25 protein-coding genes are annotated in these 26,840 nt (G+C 66.3%); 16 read left to right on the top strand and 9 right to left on the bottom strand.

Annotated elements, in window-relative coordinates:
* Positions 1-20: 20 nt before the first annotated feature.
* Positions 21-443 (bottom strand): DUF1810 domain-containing protein, encoded by a 423-nt coding sequence (locus QCE48_RS20605; protein WP_309783815.1) that lies wholly within the window; start codon positions 441-443, stop codon positions 21-23.
* Between the two features lie 80 nt (positions 444-523).
* Positions 524-1,456, bottom strand: a complete 933-nt coding sequence (locus QCE48_RS20600) for an aldo/keto reductase (protein WP_309783813.1) — start codon at positions 1,454-1,456, stop codon at positions 524-526.
* 343 nt (positions 1,457-1,799) lie between these two features.
* On the opposite strand from QCE48_RS20600, the gene QCE48_RS20595 reads away from it, so the two are divergent.
* The 3 genes from QCE48_RS20595 to QCE48_RS20585 all read left to right on the top strand — a co-directional run bounded on the left by QCE48_RS20595 (position 1,800) and on the right by QCE48_RS20585 (position 7,459).
* A complete protein-coding gene (locus QCE48_RS20595) occupies positions 1,800-2,741 on the top strand; it encodes a transglutaminase family protein (RefSeq protein WP_309783811.1) in 942 nt (313 codons plus the stop codon).
* 170 nt (positions 2,742-2,911) lie between these two features.
* Entirely contained in the window at positions 2,912-4,750 is a 1,839-nt protein-coding gene (locus QCE48_RS20590) for a DUF3857 and transglutaminase domain-containing protein (RefSeq protein ID WP_309785031.1), read from the top strand.
* Positions 4,751-4,885: 135 nt separating this feature from the next.
* Positions 4,886-7,459, top strand: coding sequence for a response regulator (locus QCE48_RS20585; RefSeq protein WP_309794295.1), 2,574 nt, complete (start codon positions 4,886-4,888; stop codon positions 7,457-7,459).
* 30 nt (positions 7,460-7,489) lie between these two features.
* Here the strand turns inward: QCE48_RS20585 and QCE48_RS20580 are convergent, their stop codons facing one another.
* Together QCE48_RS20580 and QCE48_RS20575 are read right to left on the bottom strand one after the other, a co-directional pair.
* A complete protein-coding gene (locus QCE48_RS20580) occupies positions 7,490-7,915 on the bottom strand; it encodes a phasin family protein (RefSeq protein ID WP_309785029.1) in 426 nt (141 codons plus the stop codon).
* A 269-nt stretch (positions 7,916-8,184) separates the two neighbouring features.
* Positions 8,185-8,559: a DUF3564 domain-containing protein gene (locus tag QCE48_RS20575; protein WP_116561583.1), complete on the bottom strand. Its 375-nt coding sequence runs from the start codon at positions 8,557-8,559 to the stop codon at positions 8,185-8,187.
* Between the two features lie 582 nt (positions 8,560-9,141).
* Here QCE48_RS20575 and QCE48_RS20570 point away from each other — a divergent pair.
* On the top strand, positions 9,142-10,128 hold the full coding sequence (locus tag QCE48_RS20570; RefSeq protein ID WP_309785028.1) for a zinc-dependent alcohol dehydrogenase family protein: 987 nt from the start codon (positions 9,142-9,144) through the stop codon (positions 10,126-10,128).
* Here QCE48_RS20570 and QCE48_RS20565 read toward each other — a convergent pair.
* Positions 10,125-10,778: a glutathione S-transferase family protein gene (locus tag QCE48_RS20565; protein WP_309785026.1), complete on the bottom strand. Its 654-nt coding sequence runs from the start codon at positions 10,776-10,778 to the stop codon at positions 10,125-10,127. The two genes, QCE48_RS20570 and QCE48_RS20565, sit on opposite strands and share 4 nt — an antisense overlap.
* A gap of 281 nt (positions 10,779-11,059) precedes the next feature.
* Between QCE48_RS20565 and QCE48_RS20560 the strand changes: the two genes are divergently transcribed.
* A complete protein-coding gene (locus tag QCE48_RS20560) occupies positions 11,060-12,562 on the top strand; it encodes a polyhydroxyalkanoate depolymerase (RefSeq protein WP_309785025.1) in 1,503 nt (500 codons plus the stop codon).
* A gap of 58 nt (positions 12,563-12,620) precedes the next feature.
* On the opposite strand, the gene QCE48_RS20555 is transcribed toward QCE48_RS20560, so the two are convergent.
* Together QCE48_RS20555 and QCE48_RS20550 are read right to left on the bottom strand one after the other, a co-directional pair.
* Positions 12,621-13,958 (bottom strand): ATP-binding protein, encoded by a 1,338-nt coding sequence (locus QCE48_RS20555; RefSeq protein ID WP_309785092.1) that lies wholly within the window; start codon positions 13,956-13,958, stop codon positions 12,621-12,623.
* Positions 13,952-14,665 carry a response regulator gene (locus QCE48_RS20550; RefSeq protein WP_309785024.1) on the bottom strand — a complete coding sequence of 238 codons (714 nt, stop codon included), beginning with the start codon at positions 14,663-14,665 and terminating at the stop codon, positions 13,952-13,954. Before QCE48_RS20550 ends, QCE48_RS20555 begins: the two co-directional genes overlap by 7 nt.
* Positions 14,666-14,810: 145 nt before the next feature.
* Here QCE48_RS20550 and QCE48_RS20545 point away from each other — a divergent pair, with 145 nt between their 5' ends.
* The 11 genes from QCE48_RS20545 (at position 14,811) to QCE48_RS20495 (ending at position 24,374) form a co-directional block, all read left to right on the top strand.
* Positions 14,811-15,689 carry an RNA polymerase sigma-70 factor gene (locus QCE48_RS20545; RefSeq protein ID WP_309785023.1) on the top strand — a complete coding sequence of 293 codons (879 nt, stop codon included), beginning with the start codon at positions 14,811-14,813 and terminating at the stop codon, positions 15,687-15,689.
* A 182-nt stretch (positions 15,690-15,871) separates the two neighbouring features.
* Positions 15,872-16,351: a carboxymuconolactone decarboxylase family protein gene (locus QCE48_RS20540; RefSeq protein ID WP_309785022.1), complete on the top strand. Its 480-nt coding sequence runs from the start codon at positions 15,872-15,874 to the stop codon at positions 16,349-16,351.
* Between the two features lie 116 nt (positions 16,352-16,467).
* The gene (locus tag QCE48_RS20535; protein ID WP_087631326.1) at positions 16,468-16,872 is read left to right on the top strand and encodes a cupin domain-containing protein; all 405 of its coding nucleotides are present in this window, start codon (positions 16,468-16,470) and stop codon (positions 16,870-16,872) included.
* An 88-nt stretch (positions 16,873-16,960) separates the two neighbouring features.
* Complete coding sequence (locus QCE48_RS20530) at positions 16,961-17,971, top strand: LysR substrate-binding domain-containing protein (RefSeq protein WP_309785020.1); 1,011 nt, start codon at positions 16,961-16,963, stop codon at positions 17,969-17,971.
* 210 nt (positions 17,972-18,181) lie between these two features.
* The gene (locus QCE48_RS20525; protein WP_309785019.1) at positions 18,182-18,940 is read left to right on the top strand and encodes an SDR family oxidoreductase; all 759 of its coding nucleotides are present in this window, start codon (positions 18,182-18,184) and stop codon (positions 18,938-18,940) included.
* Between the two features lie 32 nt (positions 18,941-18,972).
* Positions 18,973-19,500 (top strand): Ohr family peroxiredoxin, encoded by a 528-nt coding sequence (locus QCE48_RS20520; protein WP_309785018.1) that lies wholly within the window; start codon positions 18,973-18,975, stop codon positions 19,498-19,500.
* Between the two features lie 151 nt (positions 19,501-19,651).
* A complete protein-coding gene (locus tag QCE48_RS20515) occupies positions 19,652-20,860 on the top strand; it encodes an efflux RND transporter periplasmic adaptor subunit (protein ID WP_309785017.1) in 1,209 nt (402 codons plus the stop codon).
* Position 20,861: 1 nt separating this feature from the next.
* On the top strand, positions 20,862-21,554 hold the full coding sequence (locus QCE48_RS20510) for an ABC transporter ATP-binding protein (RefSeq protein ID WP_309785016.1): 693 nt from the start codon (positions 20,862-20,864) through the stop codon (positions 21,552-21,554).
* 9 nt (positions 21,555-21,563) lie between these two features.
* A complete protein-coding gene (locus QCE48_RS20505; protein WP_309785015.1) occupies positions 21,564-22,718 on the top strand; it encodes an FtsX-like permease family protein in 1,155 nt (384 codons plus the stop codon).
* An 8-nt stretch (positions 22,719-22,726) separates the two neighbouring features.
* A complete protein-coding gene (locus QCE48_RS20500) occupies positions 22,727-23,893 on the top strand; it encodes an ABC transporter permease (protein WP_309785014.1) in 1,167 nt (388 codons plus the stop codon).
* Positions 23,894-24,029: 136 nt separating this feature from the next.
* Complete coding sequence (locus QCE48_RS20495; protein WP_309785012.1) at positions 24,030-24,374, top strand: response regulator; 345 nt, start codon at positions 24,030-24,032, stop codon at positions 24,372-24,374.
* A gap of 8 nt (positions 24,375-24,382) precedes the next feature.
* Here QCE48_RS20495 and QCE48_RS20490 read toward each other — a convergent pair whose 3' ends face one another.
* Together QCE48_RS20490 and QCE48_RS20485 are read right to left on the bottom strand one after the other, a co-directional pair.
* Complete coding sequence (locus tag QCE48_RS20490) at positions 24,383-25,630, bottom strand: LysR family transcriptional regulator (RefSeq protein WP_309785010.1); 1,248 nt, start codon at positions 25,628-25,630, stop codon at positions 24,383-24,385.
* Between the two features lie 199 nt (positions 25,631-25,829).
* Positions 25,830-26,783: an ATP-grasp fold amidoligase family protein gene (locus QCE48_RS20485; protein ID WP_309785009.1), complete on the bottom strand. Its 954-nt coding sequence runs from the start codon at positions 26,781-26,783 to the stop codon at positions 25,830-25,832.
* Between the last annotated feature and the right edge of the window lie 57 nt (positions 26,784-26,840).

Raw genomic sequence — 26,840 nt, 5'->3', positions numbered from 1 at the left:
CCTTCGTGAATGTGAGGGGTTTATCTCAGCCGGTCGAGCGTCCCAGTATCGGGCTTGCCGCCGAAGTATTTGTTGAGCGCTTCGTCGAACTCGGCTGTATCGGTCGAGCATTGCGCGAAGAGTGTCATCGACGAATGGAATTTCATGTCGTCGGGGTAGCCGAAGATTTGATCGACCGTGCGCTCACGCACGTCGTTCACGATGCGCGTGAGTTCGCGCAAGCGCGCGCCGAGCACCGGATGCGCGAGGTACGCTTCGGCTTCGGCAAGTGACGAAATCGCGTAATGCTGCGCCATCGCGCTATGTCCGAGGCCCGCGATCTGCGGGAACATGAACCACATCCAGTGCGTGCGCTTTCTTCCTGCCTGCAATTCGCTGCGGGCGTCGTCGTAGGCCGTGCGCTGCGCATCGACGAAGCGCTCCAGATCGTAGTCGTCGCTCATGTCATCTCCTCCTTCGTGGGTCGACGAGGGTCGCATTCGAGCAGCAACGCTTATTCCCGGCGCGAGCCGCGACCACCGGCTCAACCGGCAACCGCTTCGACGATGCGTTTGCGCAGCGCGGTGTCGGGATAGGCGCCGAAGCCCGCCTGCACGTTGTCGAGCATGTGCTCGCGACGGCCCGTGCCCGGAATCACGCAGGTGACGGCGGGATTCGCCAGCACGAACTTGAGCAGCAACTGCGCCCAACTTCCGCAGCCGATGTCCTGTGCGAACGATGGCAATGGACGGCCCTTGAGCCGCCCGAGCAGTCCGCCGCCGCCGAACGGCTGGTTGACGATCACGGCGACGCCGCGTTCGGCCGCGAGCGGCAGGATGCGCCGCTCGGCCTCGCGGTCGTCGGCTGCGTAGTTGGTCTGCACGAAGTCGAGCTTCTCCGAGCGCAATACCGCTTCGACATCGCCGAACGCACTCGACGTGTAATGCGTGATGCCGATGTAGCGAATGCGGCCGCTGGCTTTCCAGTCGCGCAAGGTCGCGAGCTGGGTGCGCCAATCGAGCAGATTGTGGATCTGCATCAGGTCGATGCGAGGTTGCTGCAGCCGCCGCATCGACTGCTCCATCTGCGCGATGCCCGCTTCGCGTCCCTGCGTCCACACCTTGGTCGCGACGAACGCCTTGCGATGAGCATCGAGTTGCGTGAGCAGCGCGCCAGCGACTTCCTCGGAAGAGCCGTACATCGGCGACGAATCGATCACGGACCCGCCCGCTTCGAACAGCACACGCAGCACGTCGGCGAGACCCGCGCGGGCGCTGGCGTCGCCGCCGACGTCGAACGTGCGCCATGTACCGCAGCCGACGACGGGAAGCGCCTCGCCCGTCGATGCAATCCGACGCTTGAGCATGGTGTGAGTGTCGGGCGTCTGGGCGCGAGCGACGTGCGTGAGCGGCAGCGCGAAGGCGGCCTGGGTCGTGAAACGCAGAAAGGCACGGCGATCGTGCTTGGATAAAGTCATCGTGACGAGGCTGAAGCGACGCGGGATCGAATGCTTGCAAGCGGTCTGGGTCGCGCATCACAGGCGCTTGGGAGAAATGATGCGCTATTTCGACAGCAGGCGCTGGTCGGTACGACCGTGCCTTTTCGCATTGTCCAGATGCTGCCTGGTGACTCCCTTCAACCGCTCGCCGGTGACATCTACGCGTGGCAATCCTGCGCCCGCCGCGCGAAAGGGCTACAGTGATCCCGACACCGAGAGCCCACGGGAGACGAATCTTGACCTTACGACCCTCAGGCGCCATGCCGGAAGTCTCGGCTGGCGAGCCGCTTGTTCCCTCTGCCTTTTTAGCCACGGTCGCGAAATGATCAAGGCGACCGATCCGCAACGCTTCGTCGTGCGGCACCTGAGCGCGTATCGCTACTCGGAGCCGGTCGAGTTCGGCGAGCATCGCATGATGTTCCGGCCGAGATCGAGCCACGATCTGCGACTCGTCACGACGCACCTGCACATCACGCCGACGCCCGCGCATCTTCACTGGCTGCACGACGTGTTCGACAATTCCGTCGCCGTGGCGACGTTCGCCGGCGAAGCGCCCGAGCTGATCTTCGAAAGCCACGTCACGCTGGAACACTACGAGGCGCCGCAGCCCGACTACGCGCTCGAGCGCTATGCCGCGACGTACCCCTTCGCCTACACGAACGAAGAGGCGTCCGATCTCGTCAACGCGCGCAATCGCCAACATCCGGACGAAGACGTGAGCACGTGGGCGCGCCAGTTCCTTTCGTCGGGAACGGCGACCGGCACACTCTCGATGCTGCGCGCGATGACACTCGGCATCGCCAACGACTTCAAGTATGTGCGCCGCACGGAGAAGGGTGTGAACCGTCCGGCCGACACGCTGCGTCACAAGAGCGGCAGTTGCCGCGACTTCGCGGTGCTGATGATGGATGCGGTGCGGTCGCTGGGGCTCGCGGCGCGTTTCGTGAGCGGCTATATCTTCGTGCCGGACCATTCGACGACGCAGGGCGGCGGCGCGACCCACGCATGGCTTCAGATCTATTTGCCCGGTGCGGGCTGGGTGGACTTCGATCCGACCAACAGCATCATCGGCAATCGCCATCTGATACGCGTGGCGGTTGCGTGGAACCACTATCAGGCGTTACCGCTCTGGGGCACGTGGAACGGCACGCCCGGCGCGTTTCGCGGTCTCGAAGTCGAAGTGAGCGTGACGGAGATTCCCGCCGAAGACGTTTCAAGCCAGGAAAATAAGAAAGACGCGGTTGCAGCGAAAGTGTCGAAATAAAGCAGACGAAACACGGTCGATGCTGGCGGCGCGTGCGCTACGGCAGGCGTCCCCGCGCCCCCGCATGAACTACGGTACGATGGCTCGTCCCCTTGAGCGTGCGACGCAAGGACCGGCGAGCCATGCATCACCCTTCACACCATTTCGCGCGGCGTATCGCGTTCGCATGCATGCTGGCGGCGGGCGGGGCGTTGCCGGCAGCGGCGGTGTCCGGGCCGCAAGAGCCGTCGACGGTCGTGAGCGACGTGCACGTCTTCGTCGTGGCGGAGGACGGCTCGCTCACCGAAGACGACGAAACCGTCCTGCGCGCGAACACGCCCGCCGGCATCGACGAAATCGCGCAGCGCTACGTCTGGTTCGACAAGAGCGTGTCGAAGGTCGATATCGTCGACGCCTATGCGATCGACATGAACGGCGTGCGCCACGCCGTGATGCCCGACCAGATCCGCGACATCCAGGAGCCGCGCTCGGCGGGTGCGCCCACTTTCCAGGACGCGAAGCTGCGCGCCGTGATCTATCCGGGCGTCGGCACCGGGTCGAGCGTCTATCTGCGCTTTCACAAGAGCCAGTCCGCGGCCGTCGTCGCGGGACAGTTCAATTACTTCGTCGAACCGGGACGCCGCCCGGTGCAAAGCCAGAAGCTGATCTTCGACCTGCCTGCCGGCAAAACCCTCTACGCCGATGCGCGCGGTTACGTCGCCCGGCCGCCCGTCACCGAGAATGGCCGCACGCGCTACCAGTTCGACTACAGCCGCGAGCGCTTCGAGCGCGTCGAAAGCGGCTCGGTGGGCTACGCGCAGTACGGCGACCGGCTGATGGTCTCGACCTTTCCCGACTACGCCGCGTTCGCCGCGAGCTACCGCGACCCAGCGGCCGATCCGACGGCCGACGCGCCCGCGATCCGCGATCTCGCGCGCTCCCTCACGCTGAACGATACCGACGATCGCGCCCGCGCGAGGACGCTCTACGACTGGGTACGCCGCAACGTCCGCTACGTGGCGCTCTTCATCGGCCAGAGTCCGGCGGTGCCGCACCGCGCCGCCGACGTCCTCGCGAACCGCTACGGCGACTGCAAGGACCACGTCGCGCTCTATGGCGCGTTGCTTTCGGCAGTCGGCATCCGCAGCGAGCCGGCGCTCATCGCGCTCGGTTCCGTCTACACATTGCCGGCGGTGCCGGGCTACGGTTCCGGCGCGATCAATCACGTCATCACCTGGCTGCCGGACCTGAACCTCTACGCCGACGCGACCGCGGCGAGCGTCGAATTCGGCTATCTGCCGCTCACCGACATGGATCGCCCGACGCTGCTCGTCGATTCCGGCACGCTCGCCCGCACGCCTGCCGTGCAGCCGCTTTCGCGCGACGCGCGCCTGCAAGTGGACGTCGCGGCTGGCGGCACGGCGGCGCTGTCGTACTGGGTGCGGGACGCGGGCTGGAGCGCGGAGATGGAGCGCTCGAACCTGCGCGCGGCGAGCGCCCAGCGCCGCGAGCTGATCGCGGCCGACCGGCTGCGCGCGACCGGCCTGCGCGGCAGCGCGACGCTTACGACGAGCGACGTCGATGCGACCGGCGGCCCGTTCGTCACGACCATCGACGGCTCGCTCGACGAAGTCGTCTGGCCGACCGGCACGACGGCGCTCCCGGCGCTGTCGAGCCTCTCGGGCGGCATCGCGACGCAGGTCCGCAACTGGCTTTCCGAGCGCACGCGCGAGCAGCCCTACGTGTGCGTCGGCGGCGACTTCGACGAGGTGTCGCAGATCGCGCTGCCGAAAGACGTGCGGGTGGTCGAGATACCGGACGGCGCGGATGTCGCGGGCCGTTTCTTCGATTACCGCTCGCGCTATTTGTTCGATCCGTCCTCCAACGTGATTCAGGTGACGCGCCGCCTGCGCGCGGATTTCGGCAAGCAGGTGTGCTCGCCCGCCGATTTCGAGGCCGCGCTCGCGCTTTTGAAAAGGATCGAGCGCGACACGCAGTCGCAGATCATCGTGAAAGCGGCGGCGCGCTGAGCGGCGGCCTACGGCGCTAAGTCTTGTCAAAGTCTGATGGCATAAAATTGGCACGAGGCGCGAGCGCCGGCCAAAACGACAAACCGACAATACCAATAGAAGCCCCATCGTTCGAATGGGCGGAGAGAACGTTACATGCCCTTTTTGATTGAGGATCACGGCTGCCCGGGGTGGAAGGGCGAGATGGCCGGACGCATCAGGACGTTCGAGTGGTCGCAGACCGAACTCGGTCCGATCGAATCCTGGTCGCGCGCGCTCGCGACCGCCGTGCAACTGCTTCTGGCCTCGCCGGTGCCGCTCGTCATGTTGTGGGGGCGCCAGGGCTACATGATCTACAACGACGCCTACGCGGGCTTCGCGGGCGGCCGGCATCCCTATTTGCTCGGCTCGCCGGTCGAGCTTGGCTGGCCGGAGGTCGCGAGTTTCAACCGCAACGTCGTGGATACCTGCCTCGCGGGCGGCACGCTCACGTATCGCGACAAGGCGCTCGTGCTGCTGCGCAACGGCCGGCCGGAAGAGGTGTGGATGGATCTGTACTACAGCCCCGTTCCCGGCGACGACGGCGCGCCGGCCGGTGTCCTCGCGGTCGTCGTGGAAACGACCGGGCGGATCCTCTCCGAGCGGCACCGCGAGACCGCCGAAGCCGCTTTCCGCGCGACCGACGAACGCCTGCAACTGGCGCTCAACACCGGCGCGGTGCTCGGCACCTGGGTCTGGGACATCGCCGCTGACACGGTCACGGGCGATGAGCGCTTTGCGCGCACCTTCGGCGTCGACGTGGACGAAGCCGCGCGCGGCCTGCCGCGCGAGATCGCGAACCAGGCGATTCATCCCGACGACCGCAAGCGGATCGAATGCACGGCGCACGAGACGCTCGTCACGCGCCAGCCGCTCAACGCCGAATACCGCATCCGGCGGCCCGACGGCAGCTACGGTTGGGTGCAGGCGAACGGACGCTGCGAATTCGACGAAACGGGTGCGCCCAGCCGCTATCCGGGCGTGCTGATCGATATCCACGAGCGCAAGATCGCCGAGGAAGCGTTGCGCCACTTGACGGGCACGCTGGAGCAACGCGTCGCCGATGCGGTCGCCGCGCGCGCGGCAGCCGAGGCGCAGTTGCGCCAGGCGCAGAAGATGGAAGCGATCGGCAGCCTGACGGGCGGCGTCGCGCACGATTTCAACAATGTGCTGCAGGTCATCAGCGGCAATCTGCAAATGCTCGCGACGAGCGCTGGCAACGACGCCGCCACGCAACGCCGGATTTCCGCCGCGACCGACGCCGTGCAGCGCGGCGCGCGGCTCGCCTCGCAACTGCTCGCGTTCGCGCGGCGCCAGCCGCTTTCGCCGGCGGTGGTCAATCCGGCGCGGCTGCTCGCGGGCATGAAGGAAATGCTGCATCGCGTGCTGGGCGAGACGGTCGCCGTGGAGACGCATAGCGACGGCGCGCCGTGGAACGTGCTCGTCGATCGCAATCAGCTAGAAAATGCGCTGCTCAATCTCGCCATCAACGCGCGCGACGCGATGCACGGCGAAGGCACGCTGACGCTGACGGCGACCAATGTCGTCATCGGTGCGCAGAAGGAGACGGGCCAGGCGTGTTGTCGCGAGTCCGACGAACTGCCGCGCGGCGATTATTTGCGCTTTTCCGTGTCCGATACCGGAGCGGGCATGGCGCCCGAGGTGCTGGAACACGCGTTCGAACCGTTCTTCACCACCAAGCCCGATGGCCGCGGCACGGGCCTCGGCCTCAGCATGGTGTTCGGCTTCGTCAAGCAGAGCGGCGGGCACACCGCCATCGAGAGCGCGCCGGGCCGTGGCACGACCGTGTGTCTGTATTTCCCGCGCTGCGACGAGGACGAGACGCCCGAAGCCGCCGATACGAGCGGCGTGCCGCTCGGGGCGCACGAAACGGTGCTGGTCGTCGAGGACGATGCCGATGTGCGGATCACCGCCGTCGAGCTCTTGACTGAACTCGGCTACGACGTGCTGACGGCGGCGAACGGCGACGAGGCGGCGAGGCTCATCGAGGGCGGCACACCGGTTGACCTGCTGTTCACCGACGTCGTGATGCCGGGCGAAGTGAAGAGCGCCGAACTCGCGCGGCGCGCGGCGGCGCGCACGCCGCCGATCCCGGTGCTGTTCGCCTCGGGCTATACGCGCGACGTGATCTTCCATCAGGGCAAGCTCGATCGCGGCGTGACGCTCCTGAACAAGCCGTATCGGCGTGACGATCTCGCGCGCAAGATCCGCGCGGCGCTCGATCGCGGTCCGCAAGGCGACGTTCAAACGCGCGCCGAAGCGGACAAAAAATCCGGCGCGGTCCTGGCGCGGTCGTCGGCGCATGCGGCGGGCGTGCATTCGGTCCTGCTCGTCGAGGATGAAACCGACTCGCGCGAAGCAATGCACGATCTGCTGACGATCCTCGGTCTCGACTGCACTGCCGTGGCAAGCGCGGAAGAGGCGCTCGCCGTCGTGGCGCGGGAGAAGTTCGACGCGCTCCTGAGCGACATGAACCTGCCCGGCATGTCAGGAGCCGAACTCGCGCGGGAAGTGCGGCGCACGTGGCCGGGCATGCGCGTGCTGCTGATATCGGGCTATGGCGACAGCGCCGAAATCGGCGAGCCGATTCCGGACGTGCGCATGCTGGCGAAGCCCGTCGACTTCGCGCTGCTCCAAAGCGAACTGACCGGCCTGACCGACGGCGCGTAAAGCGCGCCGCCGTGCTCGTGTTTCAGGGCTTCAGCTGGCTGGCCGGGAGAGCGATGCCTTCAGCTCCTTGAGCGCGTCGTCCATGCGCTGCGCAACGAGCGCATAGGCTTCGGCCTGAGTCTGCTGGGTGGTGCGCGCGATGTCTTCCATGTCGGCGAGACCGTCGCGTAGCGCGCGTTGCACGACTTCGGTGGCATCGAACGAAAGCTTTTTCGGCGACGCTTCCAGTTGCTGCGCAATGACTTCGAGTTCGCTCAGCGTGCGGCGCAGGATTTCGAGTTGCTTGTCGCGCAGTGCCTGCATGCCGCCGAACGCCACCTGATTGGCGGCGGCGAGCGCTTCGACGTCCTTGCGCCGCGATTCGAGGATCGCCGTCACGTCGAAGCCGGGCAGCTTGTACTGCTGGAATATCGCGGCGAACTGGCTGAAAGGATCGGCGAATTTTGCTTGATTCATGCGTGTCTCCCAGGATCTGCGACTTGTCGCGCAGTTCGGTTTCGCAGCGCGGCGGTGCCCTCGCGCGCGCCGAGTGCGTTCGTTCGAACGACCTAGCCGGCCACTGATACTACCAACATCCGGAGACCAACAGAGCCAAGGGAAAACACCAGAGCGCCGCGCGCGTGGGCGGGACGGGGCGCGTGAGGACGCGCCCGCGTGAAGGAGGGAACGGAGCCGCTCACGCGAGAACGATGGCGTGAGCCTCCGGCGAAACCCGAACGTTCTCGCTAGACGTTTTCCTCGCCGGCGAAGACGCTGTGCTCGGCCTTGATGCGCTCGCGGTCGATGCACTGCACATGCCAGCGGCCGGCCGCCGGTTCGGGCGAACCGTGCACGTACCAGAGCGCACGGCCGGCCTGGCCTTCGGCCGGCCCGCCCGCGACGTCGAAATCCAGCCGCTCGAGCACGCAAAGCGGCGAGTCGGCGTGCTGGCCGCAGATGAGCGTGCCGTTGGGCCGTGCCTGCAGGTCGCCCCAGTCGGGCAGATCGACGCTCTGATGGCCTTCGCGCGACCAGCGGCGCGTGTCCTTGTCGAGCCACAGGATGGCGAAGGCGCCGGAATCGACGCGCTCGAACGCATCGAGCTTGACGGTAATACGCATGACATCCTCCACGACTTCGATTCAATTGAATTCGATGAACGGGCGAGGCGCGCGACACGCGCTTCGGTTGCCGGTCGATCGGCTTCGGCATGACGGCGCGGGGTGCGCGCATGCCGGCCATGTCTTGATGCTTGCGGGCGATGCCTTGCATCGCAGCAACTTCTGTCGGCGACGCTCTTGGGCGCCTGGCTGTGTGCTTCCAGTCACGTAAGAAAGCAAGCCCGATGCCGAAGTTCCATTCGATTCGCAACGCCCCATCTTTTGTCGATCCTTCGCCGCTTCTGATTCGAGTCTAGGCGTCGAATCTGACAGCAGCGAGGTGCTGTCGTGCGCCATATCGACGCGGCAAGCCCATCGCCGCGCCGCGCATTGCCTATGCTCGGAAACACCGATGAATGCTTCGTTCCCCGATGTGAACATCGGTGCGCCACGCAGGCATGGACCGTGCAGCACGATGCGGTGCAAGCGTGCACCAAGCGCGGACGCGCCGCCCCAGCAAGCGGCTTGCGCGCCCGATATGCAGATGCAGCATCCGTCGTCATCGGCCGTTGTTTAAACACTTCTATAAGAGGAGCGTTCGTCATGCGCGCGATGGTCTTCGACGGCACGTCGTCCCGGCTGGTCGAGCGCGATCTGCCCGATCCCGTTCTCGACACCGGCAAGCTCATGATCGACGTCCACGCGTGCGGCGTGTGCCGCACCGACCTGCATGTCGTCGATGGCGAACTCACGCAGCCGAAGCTGCCGCTCGTGCCGGGACACGAGATCGTCGGCATCGTGACGGCGGTGGGTGTCGGCGTGACGGACTTCGTGCCGGGCGACCGCGTCGGCGTGCCGTGGCTCGGGCACACCTGCGGACATTGCCGCTACTGCGGCGCGGGCCGCGAAAATCTCTGCGACGCACCGAGCTTCACCGGCTATACGCTCGATGGCGGCTACGCGGAACGCGTCGCCGCCGACAGCCGCTACTGTCTGCATCTGCCGCCGCGCTATTCGGACATCGAAGCGGCGCCGCTGATGTGCGCGGGACTGATCGGCTACCGCACGCTCGCGATGGCCGGCGACGCGGAGCGCATCGGCATCTACGGTTTCGGCGCGGCGGCGCATATCGTCGCCCAGGTGGCGCGGCATCAGGGACGCAGCGTGTACGCGTTCACGCGCCCGAGCGACGCAGCCGCGCAGCAACTTGCTCTCGATCTCAAGGCGCAATGGGCCGGCGGCAGCGATGAAACGCCGCCCGACGAACTCGACGCCGCGCTCGTCTTCGCTCCGGCTGGCGCCTTGGTGCCGGCCGCGCTGAAGGCGGTGAGGAAGGGCGGGATCGTCGTGTGCGGCGGGATCCACATGAGCGACATCCCGTCGTTCCCTTATGCGCTCCTGTGGGGCGAGCGGCGCGTGGCGTCGGTGGCGAACCTCACGCGCGGGGACGGCCGCGAATTCATGAAGCTCGCGGGCCAGTTCCATCTGGAGATGCGCACGACCGCTTATCCGCTCGCCGACGCCAACCGCGCGCTCGACGACCTGCGCGCCGGCCGCGTCACGGGCGCGGCCGTGCTGAAGGTGCGCTAGAACTCGACGTCGAGTTCGTCGATTTCCTCGGCTTCGTGCTGCGCGTCCGAGATCCACTGCTGCATCTCCGGCATCGCGAGAATGCGCTGCCCGTATTCGACGATCTCGGGATCGAGCTTCACGTCGTAGGTCACGAAGCGCGTCACGACCGGCGCGAACATCGCGTCCGCCGCACTGCGCTCGCCGAACAGGAACGGGCCGCCGTACTGCGCGAGACACTCGCGCCAGATCGTCGTCACGCGTTCGATGTCGGTCTGCGCCCGCGCCCAGACCTTGAAGCCCGGGAAGTGCGCCTTGAGGTTCATCGGCAAAGCGGAGCGCAGCGAGACGAAGCCCGAATGCATCTCGCCGCAGATCGCGCGGCAGTGCGCGCGTTCGCGGCGGTCGGCGGGAAGGAGCCGGGCGTCGGGGCAGACTTCGTTCAGGTATTCGGCGATCGCGAGCGTGTCCCACACCTTGATGCCGTTGTGAACGAGGCAGGGCACAAGAATCGACGGCGAAAGCAGCAGCAGTTCGGCGCGGGCGACGGGATCGTCGACGGGCATGACGACTTCCTCGAACGGCAGGCCGCTGAATCGCGCGAGCAGCCACCCGCGCAACGACCAGGACGAATAGTTCTTGCTGCTGATGGTCAGCGTCGCATTTGCCATACGAATCTCCAGCCGGTTAGGAATGCGCGACGTTTTCGGGCGGCGCCGGCGCCGGACCGCGCTTCGATGCACGCTGCCGTGCGGTGGCGCACCAAATCGCGGCAAAACCCGCGCGTGGGCGGGAACGGCGCAAGTGCCATGCCAAGCCGAACACGCTACTATGGGCCGGTGACGCGCTGGTGACTCAGCGCATCATGCAAAGTCGCAGGCGCGTCGCCCTTTGGCATATGTATTGCGTTCTTCAGGGCCTTCGTTGTGTTTCGCGCACTCGTGGGAGATCGATGAACCCGTTCGCCTATCCCGCCTTCCAGGTGCTGTCCGACCTGATGCTGCCGGTTCGCCACGGCGCCGCGCTGATGAATCACTCGCTCGCGGCATGGCAGGCCTTCGCCGAAACGCCGCAGGGCCGGTCGCTCCGGGCGACCTGCGACCTGCTCACGCTGTCGGGCCTCACGCATTCGCGCCCGCCCTTCGAAATCGATTCCGTCGATGTCGACGGCAAGCCGGTTCCCATCATCGAGGAAGTCGCGGCTTCTACGCCCTTCTGCTCGCTCGTCCATTTCGCCAAGGACACCGCGCGTAACGGCTCGGACCACGCGCAGCCGCGCGTGCTCGTGATCGCGCCGATGTCCGGCCACTTCGCGACGCTCCTGCGCGGCACGGTGCGCACGATGCTCGCCCATCACGATGTCTACATCACCGACTGGCACAATCCGCGCGACATCTCTCTGACGCACGGCCGCTTCGGCTTCGACGAGTACGTGCAGCACATCATCGACTTCATTCAGAAGATCGGTCCGGGCGCGCATCTGCTCGCCGTTTGCCAGCCGACCGTCGCGGCGCTCGCGGCAGTCGCGCTGATGGCGGCGGACAACGATCCCGCGCAGCCCGCGAGCATCACGCTAATGGCGGGCCCGATCGACACGCGCATCAACCCGACGCGCGTGAACGAGCTGGCGAAGAGCAAGCCGCTCGAATGGTTCGAGAAGCATCTGATCAGCGCGGTGCCGTTCGGCTTCGCGGGTGCGCACCGGCGCGTGTATCCGGGCTTCATGCAACTGAACGCGTTCATGGCGATGAATCTCTCGCGCCACCTCGATTCGTTCGCGGACATGCACTACCAGCGCGCGAAGGGCGACGAGCATCTCGCCGATGCGATCCGCGTCTTCTATGAAGAATACTTCGCGACGATGGACCTGACGGCGGATTTTTACCTGGAGACCGTCGATACGGTTTTTCAGCGGCATTCGCTGCCGCTGCACGAACTCGAAGTGCGCGGACGCAAGGTCGAGCCGTCCGCGATCCGGCGCACGGCGCTGCTCACGATCGAAGGCGAACGCGACGACATCTGCGCCGTCGGACAGACGCTCGCCGCGCAGGACCTCTGCGACAAGCTGCGGCCGTACCTGAAGGCGCATCACGTGCAGACGGGTGTCGGTCACTATGGCGTCTTCAACGGCAGGCGCTGGGAACGGCAGATCTATCCGCGCGTGCGCGCGCTGATTCACGATAACGAGGCGAGTCCGATCAACGTCAACGCGCGCTCGCAGCCGATCGTGCCGTTGCAGTCGATACCGCCCATCACGAGCGCGGCGGCCGAGAGCGTGCTGAACGAGCCGGGCAAGACCGGCAAGGCGGGCGCGGCGCCGAAGCGCACCCGACGCCGCGAGTCGATCGCACCTGAGCACATGATCGACCCGCAAGCGCTCGCCGACGACGTGCCGGGCACGCAGGCGGTCGAAACCGACGGCGAGGGCGACCGTTCGACTTCGCCGTCGGCGTGAGCGGAGTAATCAGGCGGTTTCCTTAGTCCACGGCGTGCCGGCGGGCGAGCGCGGGCAACTACCCGAGGCGCATCGTGACCACGGCCTCCATGCCGCCGCCTTCGCGCGCACGCAGCATGAGCGTCCCGCCGTGCAGCTTCGCGATGCGCTCCACGATGGCGAGCCCGAGACCCGTGCCCGAAGGGTGTACGGCGCCGCCGCGCCCGCGCCTGAACGGCTCTTTCAGCTTCTCCATTTCGTCCACGGCGATGCCCTTGCCGCGGTCGCCGATCGCGATGCACGCGAATTGCGCATCGGCGTCGAGCCAGGTGCGCACCGAAAGACCGGTCACGCCATACAGCACCGCGTTCTGCATCAGGTTCATGAGGAGCCGCATCGTGCTCACGGGCCGGAACGGAAAGGGCGGCAGATCGCCGAGCGTCAGTTCGAACTCGTGGCCGAGCCCCGCGAAGTCTCCGGCGAGGCTCGCGACGAGCGCGTTCAGGTCGCCGTCGACGGGCATTTCCTTCGCGCCGCTGCCCGCGTAATCCATGAACTGCTGGAGAATCCCGTCGATCTGGTCGAGATAGTTCTCCGACGATGCGACGAACGTCTGATCGCCGCCCGCGGGAATCGCCATCGCCATCGCGAGGCGCAGCTTCGTGAGCGGCGTGCGGATGTCGTGCGAGATTCCCGCCAGCATTAGCGCGCGGGTCGCCTCGGCTTCACGCAGCGCGTCGGTCATCTGGTTGAACGCGAGGCTCACCTGCGCGATCTCGGTCGGCCCGTCGACCGGCAGCGGTTCAGGCTGGCCGCCCGCGCTCAGATGACGCGCCGCGCGCGCGAGGTTGTCGAGCGGGTGGTTCAGGTGGCGCTGGATCACGTAAGCGGTGAGCGTCGCGAGCGCGGCGAGTGCGAGCGAGAGCAAGATCGTCGAAGCGAAGCCTTCGCCGTGCGCCGCTTCGGGAATCGCGAGCGCGATCCAGTAGGGCTCGCCGCCGACACGCAGGCGCAGCCACAGCCGTTCGTCTCCACCGGACCGGCCGTCGGCGATTTGCCAGCGCACCGGCACGTCGGCCGGGAGATGGCGGCGCAGCATCGCGAGGAACGTGCTGCGCTGATACGAGCGGTAGAGCGTCGTCAGCGAGCGCGGCGGTTCCAGCGCGGCTTCGGCGGGCAAGTCGCGCCGGGCGTGCAGTCGCTCGACGAATGCCGCGCGTGCGTCGGGCGGCGCCGCCGCGACGATGCCGCCGAGCGTGTCGATATAGTTCGCGAAGGTCGCGGCGGCGCGCTCGATGCGCGGCGTCTGGACGTAATGCATCAGCACCGTGAGCGAGCAGACCTGGCTCAGCGCGACGAGCGCGACCAGCAGCGCGATGTTGCGCGCGAAAAGAGAACGCAAGAGGCGCGTCACGATTCGATATCCGCGAGCAGCATGTAGCCGACGCCCCACACCGTCTTGATGAAGCGCGGCTTCGACGGGTCCGCTTCGACGATCTGCCGCAGACGCAACACCTGCACGTCGATACTGCGGTCGAGCGCGTCGTGCTCGCGTCCGCGCGTGCGCGCAATCAGGTTGTCGCGGCTGATCGCGCGGTTCGGCGATGAGCCGAGCGCGGCGAGCAACTGCATCTGCGCGGAATGGATCTCGAAGGGTTCGTCGTTGCGGTAGAGGCGCTGCCGGCCGAGATCGAGCCGGAATTCGCCGAAGCGGATCGACTGCGTGGTGAGCGTCGGGTCGCCGGCCGCCATCTTCTGGCGCCTGAGCAGCGCCCGCACGCGCGCGACCAGCTCGCCCGGCAGGAAGGGCTTCGCGAGGTAATCGTCGGCGCCGGTTTCGAGGCCGATCACGCGGTCGACGGGATCGCCCTTCGCGGTCAGCATCAGGATCGGCAAGGTGTGGCCTTCGGCGCGCAGACGCCGGCAGACCGAAAGGCCGTCTTCGGGCTCCATCATCAGGTCGAGCACGAGCAGGTCATAGGGCTCGCGCTGCAGGTAGCGGTCGAGCCGCTGACTGTCGGCGACCGCGCGCACCTCGAATCCCTGTGAGCCGAGAAAGCGTTGCAGCATGTTGCGCAGTTCGGCTTCGTCGTCGAGGACGATGATTTTTGGTTTGGTTTCCATCGAGGGCTCCCGGGCGTTGTACACCGTCTGATGTTTCCGCGCTTGCGTGATCGAATTCCATAGAAGCACAAAACAGCGCCTGTGCGAGGCGCCCTCAACGCGGTAGCATAATCGCTTGCCACGTCGCGAGGGAGCAACCCGCACCATGGACGATGCCACGAGCGTTTTCGACCGCCTGCGACGCCGCTTGCAGGCCATCGCGTACCGGATGTTGGGCTCGGTCGCGGAAGCCGAAGACGTCGTGCAGGATGTCTGGCTGCGCTGGCACGCAGCCGCGCATGAGTCCATCCATAACGCCGAGGCCTGGCTCGTCTCCGTGACGACGCGCCTTTCCATCGACCGGCTGCGCGCCGCGAAGATCCAGCGCGAACATTACGCCGGCATCTGGCTGCCCGAGCCCGAATACAGCGCATCGCCCGCCACGCCGGAAGAGATGACCGAGCGCGCCGACGACGTGTCGGTGGCTTTTCTCGTCCTGCTGGAGCGCCTGAGTCCGGAAGCGCGCGCGGCCTTCCTGCTGCGCGAAGTGTTCGATGCCGGCTACGACGAAGTGGCGAGCGCGATCGGCAAGAGCGAGGCCGCTTGCCGCCAGCTCGTGAGCCGCGCGAAGACGCAGTTGCGCGACGCGCGGCCGCGCGCCACGGTTGCGCGCGACATCCAGCGCAGCCTGTTGCAGGATTTCGCGCAGGCGCTTTCTCGCGGCGATTTCGCCGCGATCCATGCGCTGCTCGCCGACGATGCCGTGCTGGTCGGCGATGGCGGCGGCCGGGTGCCGAGCTTCCCGAAGCCGCTCGAAGGCGGCCGGCGCATCGCGCAACTTTTCTTCGCCGCGAGGCTACGCTACGGCGAAGCGGTGCGCGTCGAACTCGCGCTGCTCAACGGGCAATGGGCGTTGCTGCGCTTCATCGAGGGCAAGCTGGAATCCGCGCAATCCTACGAGACCGACGGCGCGCGCATCGTGCGCGTGCACGTGCAGCGCAATCCCGACAAGCTCGCGCGCATCGCGGCAGCGGTCGGTGTCTGAAGGACGATGCAGGCCGCGCGCGATTGGTGCCGCGCGGGCAACAGCGTGAGCACTTCGGCGGGTCTACCGGCGCGCGCCCGCCGACTCTACGATGGTTTCCGTGCGGCGCTTCGCCGCCAGCAACGCCCCGAACGCCGCGGGCTGTCTGTCCCGATCGTCGGTCCCAATCGCACGGAGAAATCATGACTCAGCGACTCAACTACATTCAACAATCCCCGGAACTGTTTAAGAAATTCCTCGAATTCAGTAACCGGATGAAGGAAGCGGCCATCGAGCAATCGATCGTCGATCTCGTGCAGATCCGCGCGTCGCAGATGAACGGGTGCGCCTTCTGCGTCGACATGCACGTCAAGGAAGCGAAGCTGCACGGCGAGCGCGAACTGCGTCTGCACCATGTGGCGATCTGGCGCGAATCGACGCTCTTCGCACCGCGCGAACGCGCCGCGCTCGCATGGACCGAAGTGCTGACGCGCATTCCGGAAGCCGGCGTTCCCGACGACCTCTACGAGCGCGTGCGCACCCAGTTTTCGGAGAAGGAACTGTCCGACCTCACCTTCGAAGTGATGGCGATCAACGGCTGGAATCGCGCGAACGTCGCGTTCAGGACCGTGCCGGGTTCGTCGGACAAGGTGTTCGGGCTCGACAAGGCGGGGCTCCAGTAAGTCGAAGTCGCTCGCGGCGCCGGACGCGCATCGCGCCCGGCCTTCGCGTGCAGTAGACAAACGGGGCAAACGGCACAAACGGGCCCTGAAGCGCGGGCCGCCATCGAGGACACATCATGTTCAGCCTGACCCCAACCCGCGCGGCGATGCTGCTGTGCGCGGCGTCGCTCGCCGGTCCCGCGCAGGCGGCGCCGGACGCCGTCGTCACGCCGCTGATGACGCAGGCGCTCGCGGACTATCCCGGCAAGGAAGCGCTGATGATCGAGGTCGTCTATCCGCCGGGCGGCGAGGACCCGGTGCATCGGCACGACGCGCACGGTTTTATCTATGTACTGGAAGGAACGATCGTCATGCAGGTGAAGGGCGGCAAGGAAGTCACGCTGAAGCCCGGCCAGACCTTCTACGAAGGCCCGAACGACATTCACACGGTCGGGCGCAACGCCAGCACGACGAAACCGGCGAAGTTCATCGTGCTGCTGCTGAAAAACAAGGACGCGCCGGTGCTGACGCCCGTGAAGTAACGCCCGCTCCAAAAAACTCGAGGGACGATGTCACAGGAAGCGCGAGTCGAACGTCTAGTTGGACATGGACACTTCGGAACGCACTTCCATGCCCGACAACCTCGCTGAAAATCTCGCTTCCACGCCCCGCGCGGGCACCGCCGATGCGCTCGCCAGCAGTTTCGCGACAAGCTACGCGGGCGTCGTCGCGTTCCTCGCCGTCGCCGACGAAGGCAGCTTCGCGAAGGCGAGCGACCGGCTCGGCATCGGCCGCTCGGCGGTCAGCCGCAACGTGCAGAAGCTCGAAGCGCAGCTCGACGCACGCCTCTTTCTGCGCACCACGCGCAGCACCTCGCTCACGCGCGAGGGCGAACTTTTCTACCGCAACTGTCATCCGGGCGTCGAGCGCATCGTCCAGGCGATCGAGGACATGCGCGAATTGCGCAACGGACCGCCGCGCGGCCAGTTGCGCATCGCATCGACGACCGGTTTCGGCCGCAAGGTCGTCGCGCCGCTCTTGCGCGGCTTTCACGAGACGTATCCCGAGATTGCGCTGGAACTGTCGCTCGACGACGGTCCGCCCGATTTCACGTCGGGCCGCGTCGACGTGGCCCTGCGCGACGGGCGCATGGAAGACAGCCAGGTGGTCGCGCGGCAACTGATCCCGATGCAGATGGTCGTGTGCGCAACGCCTGGCTATGCGCGCGAGCATGGTTTGCCGCGCAGCGTCGAGGCGCTCGCGGAGCATCGCTGCATCAATTTCCGGATGGCCTCGGGGCGTGTCGCCGACTGGGAGTTCAAGGTGAGCGGCCATCCGCAAAAGATCACGCCGCACGCGTTCGCGACCTTCAACGACGCCGATCTCGTGCTGCAGGCGGTGCTGGAAGGACAAGGCGTCGCGCAGCTCGCGGGCTATCAGGTTTGCGACGCACTGCGCGACGGACGGCTCGTCGCGTGTCTCGCGCAGCATGCGCCGGACGATCGCGGCCATTACGTCTGTTATCTGAGCCGCAAGCAACTGCCTGCGAGAATCCGCGTTTTCGTCGACTATCTGACCGAGCGCACGCGCGCGCTCGATCTCGACTGTCTGTCCACGCTGCCGGTGCAGGGCGCGCGCTGACCGGCGCACCGATTGATGCGCTGACGGCAACACCGCGCGTCCCGGCGCGAGGCTACTGCCGCGCCGCCCGCACGCCTACCATTCGATCCATGCCTCACGCCGCGCGAAACGCGGCGCGTCGGGCGAAGCGCCGGGATGCCGGCCGCATCCCGCAAGTCAACCCATTGCCGGCACGCGGATGAAGCCGGAGTTCACCATCAAGGGGACATCATGAAGATCGTAGTCATTGGCGGCAGCGGGCTCATCGGCAGCAAGGTCGTCAGCGAACTGCGCGCGCGGGGTCACGAGGCGCTGGCGGCGTCGCCGGCGTCGGGCGTGAACACGGTCACGGGCGAAGGCCTGGACGCCGCGCTGAAGGGCGCGCAAGTGGTGATCGACGTGGCGAATTCGCCGTCGTTCGAAGACCGCGCTGTGCTTGAATTCTTCGAGGCCTCCGGCCGCAACCTGTTCGCCGCCGAAGCCCGGGCGGGCGTGACGCATCACGTGGCGCTCTCGGTCGTCGGCACGGAGCGGCTCGCGGAAAGCGGCTACTTCCGCGGCAAGATCGCGCAAGAGGAGCTGATCCGCGCGTCCGGCGTTCCGTACACGATCATCCACTCGACGCAGTTCCTCGAATTCCTCGGCGGCATCGCGCAAGGTGGCACGGAAGGCGAATCGGTGCGGCTTGCGCCGGTTTACATCCAGCCGATCGCGTCGGACGATGTCGCGCTCGCGGTTGCCGACCTGTCGCTCGGGGCGCCGGTCAACGGTGTGGTCGAAGTGGCGGGGCCGGACAAGGTGCGCCTGACCGATCTCATCGGCCGGTTCCTCGCCGGGACGAACGATCCGCGCAAGGTGCTCGCGGATTCTGTCGCGCGCTATTTCGGCGCGCTTCTGAAGGACGACACGCTCGTTCCCGGCGCGGGTGCGCGTCTGGGCGCCGTGACGCTCGACGACTGGTTCAGCCGGTCGCACACGGCGGCGCACTGAGCGCCGCGGCATCGTCACGAGTCATTTGCACGATGAAACCCCTGGTCCCGCCACCGCTCACGCTGCTCGACAAGTATTACGGGCCCGACTTCCACGGTCTCTATTCGACGACCGTCAGCGTGACGGGCGGCGACACGGGCCACGGCCGGGCGTCGGGCGTCGCGCGCTCCGACGACGGCAACCTAGAAGTGAACCTGCGGCTTCCCGGCGCGCTCAGCGGCCCCGGCGGCGGGACCAATCCGGAACAGCTCTTCGCCGCCGGCTACGCGGCGTGCTTTCACGGGGCGTTGAGCCTGCTCGCGGCGCGCGCAGGCATCCCGATTCCGGGCGCGAAGGTTCAGGCGTCGATCACGTTCGGACGCGATCCCGTCGACGGTCTCTACACGCTGACCGCCGACGTCCGCATTCATCTGCCGGGCGTCGAGCGGGCGATCGCGGAGGAACTCGTGCGTCACACCGAGCGCTTCTGTCCGTACGCGAAGATGGCGCGGCAGGGGATCGTCAATGTCGTGTCGCTCGCGCCGCCATCGGAGTCGGCAGACGACGGACCGAACACGTAGTGCAACATCCGCTTAGGTCAAAGCGCGCGCACGGCGCGGCGCTATACTGGGAGCCCCGTACACGGCGCCACGAGCCGGACGGTCGCTGATCGTCCGGCGTTCCTGCATGACGCTTCATCAAAGTGACCGGCCGCGGGCGCAAGGCCCCAAATTGGCTGATCACGATCTCGACAAACTTAAAATCGACCGGTCGCCTTCCGCGATCGTCCCACGGCGCCGGCGCGGCTGGCTCCGCTACGCCGTCATCGCGGCGATCCTCCTCATCGCGCTCGGCATCGCCTTCAGGCTCACGAGTCCGCAAGCCGTCGAAACGGCCACCGTCACCTCGGTCTATCCGTCGCAAAACTACACGCTGCTCAACGCCACCGGTTATGTCGTGCCGCAGCGCAAGGCGGCGGTCGCGTCGAAGGCGCAGGGGCGCGTCGAATGGCTCGGCGTGCTCGAAGGCTCCGTCGTCAAAGAGGGCGAAGTGATCGCGCGGCTTGAAAGCCGGGACGTGGAGGCGTCGCTTGCCCAGGCGCTCGCGCAAGTGAACGTGGCGCGCGCCAACCTCGAATTGCAGCACGCCGAGATGAAGGACGCCGAGGCCAACCTGCGCCGCTCGCTGATCCTCGCGCCGCAGGGCGCGATCCCCGCCGCGCAATACGATTCGGACCGCGCCCGCTACGACAAGGCGCAGGCGTCGATCAACAGCGATCGCGCCGCCATCGCTTCGGCTCAGGCGAACGCGCGCGCGGCGCAGGTCGCGGTCGACCAGACGCTGATCCGCGCGCCGTTCAACGGCGTCGTGCTCGAAAAGCACGCCAACGTCGGCGACAACATCACGCCGTTTTCGTCGGCGTCGGACAGCAAGGGCGCGGTCGTGACCATCGCGGACATGGAGACGCTCGAAGTCGAAGCGGACGTGGCGGAATCGAACATCGCGAAGATCGGCGTGGGCGCGCCGTGCGAGATCCAGCTCGACGCGCTGCCGGAACTGCGCCTGTCCGGCAGCGTTTCGCGCATCGTGCCGACCGTCGACCGCTCGAAGGCGACGGTGCTGGTCAAGGTGCGTTTCGTCGAGCGCGATCCGCGCGTCTTGCCCGACATGAGCGCGAAGATCGCGTTTCTGTCGAAGCCGGTGCCGCCGAACGAGGAGAAGCCGGTGGTCGCGGTGCAGGCTTCGTCGGTCGTGGCGCGCAATGGCCGGCAGGTCGTGTACGTCGTCAAGGACGAGCGCGTGCGCGAGACGCCCGTGACGCCGGGCGCGAAGATCGGCGAACTCGTCGCGGTGGACGGCGTGAAGCCGGGCGAAACGCTGGTGCTGGCGCCTGGCGAGAAGCTCGGCGACGGCGCGCGTGTTTCCGTGGCGAAGAAATAGCATGAGAACGACGCCGCTCGTCGAAATACGCCATGTCGCGAAGTCGTACCGTCGCGGCGTGCAGACGGTGCCCGTCCTGACCGACATCACGCTCGAAATCGCCGAGGGCGATTTCATCGCGCTGATGGGGCCGTCGGGCTCGGGCAAGAGCACGCTGCTGAACCTGATCGCGGGCATCGACCGGCCGGACAGCGGCGAGCTGCGCGTGGCGGGCCTCGACATCGCGCGGCTCGGCGAAGCGGCGCTCGCGGACTGGCGCGCGGCCCACATCGGCTTCATCTTCCAGTTCTACAACCTGATGCCGGTCCTGAACGCGTTCGAGAACGTCGAACTGCCGCTGATGCTCACGCGCCTCACGCGGCGCGAGCGGCGCGAGCGCGTCGAGATGGTGCTCGACATGGTCAGCATGAGCGACCGCATGAGCCACTATCCCTCGGAACTGTCGGGCGGGCAGCAGCAGCGCGTCGCGATCGCGCGCGCGCTAATCACCGACCCGAAGCTGATCGTCGCCGACGAACCGACCGGCGACCTCGACCGCGCCTCCGCCTCCGACGTGCTCTCGATGCTGCAGCGGATGAACCGCGAACTCGGCAAGACGATCATCATGGTGACGCACGATGCGCACGCGGCCGGCGCCGCGCGCGCGCTCGTTCATCTGGAGAAAGGGGAGCTGATCGATGCAGGCCGGAACTGAGCCGACGTCATGTACCTCGTCAAGCTGATCACCCGCAACGCGCTGCGCCACCGGCTTCGCACGACGCTGACCGTGCTCGGCCTGACCATCGCGGTGCTGGCCTACGGCCTGCTGCATACGGTCGTCGACGCGTGGTACGCGGGCGCGGCGGCGGCGTCGAATGCGCGGCTCGTGACGCGCAACGCGATCTCGCTCGTGTTTCCGCTGCCGTTGAGCTACGAGAACCGCATCCGGGGCGTCGAGGGCGTGACTGTCGTCGCGCGGTCCAACTGGTTCGGCGGCGTCTATCGCGATCCGAAAAACTTCTTCGCGCAGTTTGCCGTGTCGGACAATTATCTCGACCTGTATCCCGAGTTCATCCTCCCCGCCGCCCAGCGCGCGGACTATCTGCGCGACCGCAAGGGCTGCCTGATCGGCCGGCAACTGGCGACGCAGTTCGGCTTCAAGGTCGGCGACGTGATCCCGATCAAGGGCACGATCTTTCCGGGCACCTGGGACTTCGTGGTGCGCGGAATCCTCGACGGGCGCGACGAGTCGACGATCACGCGCCAGCTCATCTTCCACTGGGACTATCTGAACGAAAGCGTGCGCAAGACGACGCCGCGCCGCGCCGATCAGGTCGGCATCTACGTGCTGGGCGTGGCGAACCCCGATGAAGCGGCGGAAGTCTCGCGCCGCGTCGACGGCGTGTTCAAGAACTCGCTCGCCGAGACGCTGACCGAAACCGAGCAGGCGTTCCAGCTCGGGTTCGTCGCGATGTCGAACCAGATCATCGCGGCGATCCGCGTCGTGTCCTACGTCGTGATCCTCATCATCATGGCGGTGATGGCGAATGCGATGGCAATGAGCGCGCGCGAACGCACGACCGAATACGCGACGCTGAAGGCGCTCGGCTTCGGTCCCGCGTTCCTCGGGCTGCTCGTCTTCGGCGAGTCGATCGTGATCTGCGCGATCGGCGGCGGCCTCGGCATTCTGGCGACGCCGCCCGCCGCGAGCTTCTTCAAGCAGGCGACGGGCGGCGTGTTTCCCGTGTTCCGTGTGTCGGCGCAGACGGTCGGATTGCAGGCGGCGTGCGCGCTCGTCGTGGCGCTCGCCGCCGCCATCGTGCCGGCGGTGCAGGCGGCGCGGGTGCGGATCGTCGAAGGCCTGCGGGCCATCGGTTAGGGACGGCAATGGCGATTCCGCTTGCTTATGTCGCGCGCAACCTGTGGGCCCGGCGGCTCACGACGCTCCTCACAGCGGGCGGCCTCGCGCTCGTCGTCTTCGTGTTCTCGACCGTGCTGATGCTCGATGCGGGCCTGCAGAAGACGCTCGTTTCCACCGGCGAAGAGGACAACGTCGTCGTGATCCGCAAGGGCGCCGAGACCGAAGTGCAGAGCGCGATCGAACGCAATCAGGCGAACGTGATGGAGATGCATCCGTCGGTGGCAATGGGCGCCGACGGCCGGCCGCTCGCGTCGAAGGAAACCGTGGTGCTGATCTCGCTTGCGAAGGTCGGCTCGGAGCGGCTGTCGAATGTCGTGATCCGAGGCGTCTCGCCGCTCGGGCTCGCCCTGCGGCCGCAGGTCAGGCTGGTGGAAGGGCGCATGTTCCGGCCGGGGTCGTCGGAGATCGTGGTCGGCAGCAACATCGCGAAAGGATTCAGCGGGACGCGCATCGGCGAGCATTTGCGGTTCGCCCAGCGCGACTGGACCATCGTCGGCCGCTTCGACGCCGGCGGCAGCGGCTTCGACTCGGAAATCTGGGGCGACGTCGACCAGCTGATGCAGTCGTTCCGGCGCTCGGCGTTTTCGTCGATGGTGCTGCGGCTCGCGCGCAGCGATCTCTTCGAGCGCTTTTCGGCCGACATCGACGTCGATCCGCGGCTCGCCGATCAGGCAAAGCGTGAACGCCAGTTCTACAGCGACCAGTCCAAGGCGCTTTCCACGTTCATCAACATCCTGGGCCTCACGTTGTCGATCATCTTCTCGATCGCGGCGATGATCGGCGCGATGATCACGATGTACGCGTCGGTGGCGAACCGCGTGTCGGAGATCGGGACGCTTCGCGCGCTCGGTTTCAAGCGGGCGAACGTGCTCGCGGCGTTCCTGCTGGAGGCGTTGCTGCTCGGCTTCGTCGGCGGTGTCGTTGGGCTGTGCTGCGCCGCGCTGATGCAGTTCACCTCGTTCTCCACCACGAACTTCCAGACCTTCGCGGACATTTCGTTCGGGTTCGTTCTCACGTCGGGCGTCGTCGTGAAAACGCTCGTCTTCTCGGTCGCAATGGGGCTCGTCGGCGGCTTTCTGCCGGCGGTGCGCGCGGCGCGCATGAATATCGTCGATGCGCTGCGCGCGCAGTGAGCGAATGGAGAAACGGCTTAAAAAGACGTAGCTTGGGTGCACCGGCCCGGTGCTTTCGCGCGATCCGGTTCGGGAACGATCGCTGCTTGATCGAAGCGATGTCGACCGACAACCGAACCGGGTCGTGGAGCCCATCATGCGAATTCTGTTTATCGAAGACGATCCGCGCCTTGCGGATGCGTTCGCGGCGCTCGCGGCATCGATCGGTCACGAGCCCGAGGTCGCGTATGACGGGCAGTCCGCGCTCGCCTTGACGGCGGCGAATACCTACGACGCGATCTTTCTGGATATCGGCCTTCCAGACGCCGACGGCCGGACGCTCTGCCAGCAGCTTCGCGCGGCGACCCCGAGCGCCCAGGCGTGCGTGGTCGCGGTGACAGGCCGCGCGAATCTGAGCGCGCAGGAACTCGATGCGTTCGACGGCTATCTGCTGAAGCCGATTTCGCAGGAAGCGCTCGAAGACGCGATCAAGGGTTGTTGAACAATGCCTTAGCGCATCGCGACGAGCGTCGTGCGCGCGACCTTGTCGACGGTCAGACGGATCGCGTCGATCAACACGCGCGCAGCCGGCGACGGCGTGCCGCCCGCCCGCACGATGAGCCCGATGTCGCGCGATGTGTTCTGCATCGTGATGTCGAGCACGACGAGCTGGTCCGACTCGCACTCGTAGTAAAGCTGCTGCGCCGACAGCACGGCGAGCATGTCCGTATGCAACAGCACGCCGCGAATGATGGCGAGGTCGGCGGTTTCCACGCTCGGCATCGGCGGCTTCAGTCTCATGCGCTTGAAGTGCGATTCAAAGAGACCGCGCGCCGGCGCGTGACTGCGCGGCAGAATCCATTGGGTGTCCGCGAGGTCCCTGAGCGTGAGCCCGCGCGCGCTCGCGAGCGGATGGTCGCGCCGGGCGAGCACGACCAGATCTTCGGACATCAACCGTTCGTTGGCGAGGCCGCTCGTTGCATCGTTGGCACGCAGCGCGCCCAGCACGAAATCGATGTCTCCGGCCCGCAGCCCGGCGACGAGCGTTTCATACGCGCTTTCGTCGGTCACGATCCGCACGCCGGGGTAGCGCGCGGCCACGCGCGCGATGGCCTCAGGAAGAATCAGCGTGCGCCCGAGCGGCAATGCGCCGACCGTCACATAGCCCTGGATGCTGCCGTGCAGCGCGGCGATGTCGTCGGGGATGTGACGCAGCTCGTTCAACGCGCGGCGCACATGAAGCAGGAACGTCTCGCCTTCGCTCGTCAGCAGAAGGCCGCGCGGGCTGCGATAAAAAAGTTGCATGCCCGCACCGCTCTCCATGATGCGGATGGCGCTGCTGACGGCGGGCTGGCTGATGCCGAAGGTCTGCGCGGCGCTCGGCATGTGACGATGACGGGCGAGCGCCGAGAACAACTGAAGGCGTCGCGTATTAAGCAGATAGGCGGGCAAAGCGTTGCCCGTTGCAGGACGCCGGCGCGACTGGCGCGCGGTGCACCACTGGGCCAGCTCTTCCAGTTCCGCGAAAATGCGTTCGCACCGTTGCAGCACCGCGCGGCCGGCTGGCGTCGGCAGCATGCCGGACGAGCGTCGCTCGAAGAGCGCCTCGCCGACCGATGCCTCGAGTTCCTGCAACGAACGTGTCACGGCGGACTGAGCGCGAAAGAGCGCGGCGGCCGCGCGCGTGGCGCTGCCGGTCTGCGCGACGAGCCTGAATGCGCGCAGATAGGCAAGGTTCAGCAGTTCGTGATTGTCCATGGTCGGCTCTTTACGGCGCGATCGTGCGGTGCACGGTCGTCGCTACGGAGCCTGAGTATAGCGGCGCGATGGCGCACCCGGCATGTGCCAAAGCGCGCCATGCGATCCCGTTTGCGGGCCATCTGTTTTGTTTATGGCGGCCGCCTTGGCACACGGAGGCGATGATCGTCTCCGCGGCCCTGCGCCCAAGAACCGTCTTTTACCGCTGCGCGAAATCCGCGCTGTGATGCTCTTCCTCGTAGCTTCGCATATCGGGCGTGACGGTTGCGAGCGTCGGCAGCACGGGCTGCGAATGCAGCATGCGCCCCCATTCGTAATCGATGCTCTCCGGGTAGAGCGGATAAACGCCCGCGCCCGGCGTGAACGTCAACTCGCCGAAGTAAATCCGGTCGCCGGGCGCGTAGAGGTCCACGCGCACATAGTCGAATGGCGCGGACAGCGAACGCGCACACGCGAGTATCGCGTCGAGATTAGCGGGACGCGGCGTGGGCACCGTGCTGCACGGATAGTGGCCGATTCTGATGGCGAGCTGATTCCATTCCTCGTCATAGAAATCGCCGCGCGGGTGATCCTTGAAGCGATCCGAGATGTGGAGGATGTACGCCTGATGCGCCCCCGAGGGCTGGTTGAAGCAATGGATCTTGAAATCGGGCGGCACGTTGCCGTCGCTCTCGACGAGCAATGCTTCGAAGAAGAGCTTCGGTTTGATATGGCGGTAGTGGCGTTCTCTGGCAATGTCGTAGAAGTCCGTCTTGAGCCAGCTTTCGCCGAGTGCGCGAAGCTCCTCGAACGACGTCTGCGTCTTGTCGTGGACGATTTTGACGAAGCCGCTTCCATGATTGGCCTTCATCGCGAACGACGAAGGCAAGGCCGCGAAGTCCGCTTCGGTGAAGGTCTCGGGACTTGCCAGCAAAGGGATCAGATGCTCCTCGCCGATCGTGCGCTCAATGAAGTCGCGCACCAGCAGCTTGTCGGTCAAATCGGCGTAACGTGGATCAGGATATAGACAGCGTTGCAGGATCTTTTCGTTGAACGTGACCGGGTGCCTGAGGCGAGGAAAGCGCCCGACCTTCTGCCGATGCGAAAGACTCAGGAAAAGCGCATCGGGCAGCAGGCCCTTCAGGAAATTTTGCGTTGTTTTTGATATCGACATTATTGTGTCCTGCTTTTGCGCATGGGGCTAATTCGTCGAAGCTCTTACGCATTTTGC

Source organism: Caballeronia sp. LZ024, from assembly GCF_031451455.1.
Taxonomy (GTDB): Bacteria; Pseudomonadota; Gammaproteobacteria; order Burkholderiales; family Burkholderiaceae; genus Caballeronia; species Caballeronia telluris.
The sequence above is the reverse complement of the archived record's forward strand: the minus strand, read 5'-3'. Positions and strand labels throughout refer to the sequence as shown.

Coding starts and splice junctions, on each gene's coding strand:
- QCE48_RS20605 (WP_309783815.1), bottom strand. CDS start 443: ATGAGCGACGACTACGATCTGGAGCGCTTCGTCGATGCGCAGCGCACG.
- QCE48_RS20600 (WP_309783813.1), bottom strand. CDS start 1,456: ATGACTTTATCCAAGCACGATCGCCGTGCCTTTCTGCGTTTCACGACC.
- QCE48_RS20595 (WP_309783811.1), top strand. CDS start 1,800: ATGATCAAGGCGACCGATCCGCAACGCTTCGTCGTGCGGCACCTGAGC.
- QCE48_RS20590 (WP_309785031.1), top strand. CDS start 2,912: ATGCTGGCGGCGGGCGGGGCGTTGCCGGCAGCGGCGGTGTCCGGGCCG.
- QCE48_RS20585 (WP_309794295.1), top strand. CDS start 4,886: ATGCCCTTTTTGATTGAGGATCACGGCTGCCCGGGGTGGAAGGGCGAG.
- QCE48_RS20580 (WP_309785029.1), bottom strand. CDS start 7,915: ATGAATCAAGCAAAATTCGCCGATCCTTTCAGCCAGTTCGCCGCGATA.
- QCE48_RS20575 (WP_116561583.1), bottom strand. CDS start 8,559: ATGCGTATTACCGTCAAGCTCGATGCGTTCGAGCGCGTCGATTCCGGC.
- QCE48_RS20570 (WP_309785028.1), top strand. CDS start 9,142: ATGCGCGCGATGGTCTTCGACGGCACGTCGTCCCGGCTGGTCGAGCGC.
- QCE48_RS20565 (WP_309785026.1), bottom strand. CDS start 10,778: ATGGCAAATGCGACGCTGACCATCAGCAGCAAGAACTATTCGTCCTGG.
- QCE48_RS20560 (WP_309785025.1), top strand. CDS start 11,060: ATGAACCCGTTCGCCTATCCCGCCTTCCAGGTGCTGTCCGACCTGATG.
- QCE48_RS20550 (WP_309785024.1), bottom strand. CDS start 14,665: ATGGAAACCAAACCAAAAATCATCGTCCTCGACGACGAAGCCGAACTG.
- QCE48_RS20545 (WP_309785023.1), top strand. CDS start 14,811: ATGGACGATGCCACGAGCGTTTTCGACCGCCTGCGACGCCGCTTGCAG.
- QCE48_RS20540 (WP_309785022.1), top strand. CDS start 15,872: ATGACTCAGCGACTCAACTACATTCAACAATCCCCGGAACTGTTTAAG.
- QCE48_RS20535 (WP_087631326.1), top strand. CDS start 16,468: ATGTTCAGCCTGACCCCAACCCGCGCGGCGATGCTGCTGTGCGCGGCG.
- QCE48_RS20530 (WP_309785020.1), top strand. CDS start 16,961: ATGCCCGACAACCTCGCTGAAAATCTCGCTTCCACGCCCCGCGCGGGC.
- QCE48_RS20525 (WP_309785019.1), top strand. CDS start 18,182: ATGAAGATCGTAGTCATTGGCGGCAGCGGGCTCATCGGCAGCAAGGTC.
- QCE48_RS20520 (WP_309785018.1), top strand. CDS start 18,973: ATGAAACCCCTGGTCCCGCCACCGCTCACGCTGCTCGACAAGTATTAC.
- QCE48_RS20510 (WP_309785016.1), top strand. CDS start 20,862: ATGAGAACGACGCCGCTCGTCGAAATACGCCATGTCGCGAAGTCGTAC.
- QCE48_RS20505 (WP_309785015.1), top strand. CDS start 21,564: ATGTACCTCGTCAAGCTGATCACCCGCAACGCGCTGCGCCACCGGCTT.
- QCE48_RS20500 (WP_309785014.1), top strand. CDS start 22,727: ATGGCGATTCCGCTTGCTTATGTCGCGCGCAACCTGTGGGCCCGGCGG.
- QCE48_RS20495 (WP_309785012.1), top strand. CDS start 24,030: ATGCGAATTCTGTTTATCGAAGACGATCCGCGCCTTGCGGATGCGTTC.
- QCE48_RS20490 (WP_309785010.1), bottom strand. CDS start 25,630: ATGGACAATCACGAACTGCTGAACCTTGCCTATCTGCGCGCATTCAGG.
- QCE48_RS20485 (WP_309785009.1), bottom strand. CDS start 26,783: ATGTCGATATCAAAAACAACGCAAAATTTCCTGAAGGGCCTGCTGCCC.